At 40.5% G+C, this 835-nt stretch carries 1 protein-coding gene; it reads right to left on the reverse strand.

The window, feature by feature from the left end; all coding sequences use genetic code 11:
- Positions 1–164: 164 nt before the first annotated feature.
- Positions 165–835: transposase (locus ACWXWT_RS20575; protein ID WP_456043414.1), on the reverse strand; the 671-nt coding region annotated here is incomplete at its 5' end.

Here is an 835-nt window from a genome sequence, read left to right on the forward strand (position 1 = left end):
CTATTTAAATGTATAAATTGAATAAGAATTATCAACAAACTGAGCACTAAATGGAAAATAGTGAGCAATATGGTGGGTCCAACACAGCACTAGTCGCTTGATTGATATCAAGCTGGAAAGGAGGTTATTATTTGAGTGTTTGTTTTCGTTTTTGAGATTAAACCTTAAGCACACAACCAGCGCTGGCAGTTTGATGCGCCTTGTCTCCGCTTTCGTTCTAGATGTTCACAATATTCCGTTAATGCAGGTAAAGCCCCTACCGCACCTTTGAATAATGAACCAAACTCTGTAGTGATTTTCAACCAGTTTTCAGCAGGAATATTTAATCTATTAAGAATGTCTTGGCTACTTGCGCTAATAGCGCCACGCTTATCTTCTCGAACAATTCGCCCGGTATCTTCCACCAGCACAATATAGTCTTTAACGCTGAACATCAGTCCATTGGGCATATCTAGCCGTTCATTACCAATAAAAGGCAATAATGCTGTTGGTTGCTCACCTTTTATCGCTGAGGTTATTCGCCGTTGAATACTGGTGTAGTCTGAGGTTTCTGGTGTCGTTGCCATTTTGGCACGAATAGGGTTTAAATCTACATAAGCCATACAACTCAAAACAGCGGCTTCGTCGAGTAACGCCTGGGATTTGAATCTTCCTTCCCAAAATCTTCCGGTACATTTATCTTCTTTATTGGCCATTCTGGCAATCGGCTCATTCAAGGAGCGCATAAACCAACTGATATCGACTAAGCGTTGTCGGTATTGGCTGATACAGTCATTTACCGTCTTTAACTCAAATTCATTCAGGTCTTCACCTTTTACAAATTTATGTGTCAGTA

The sequence above is a fragment of the Shewanella sp. A22 genome (genome assembly GCF_053850585.1).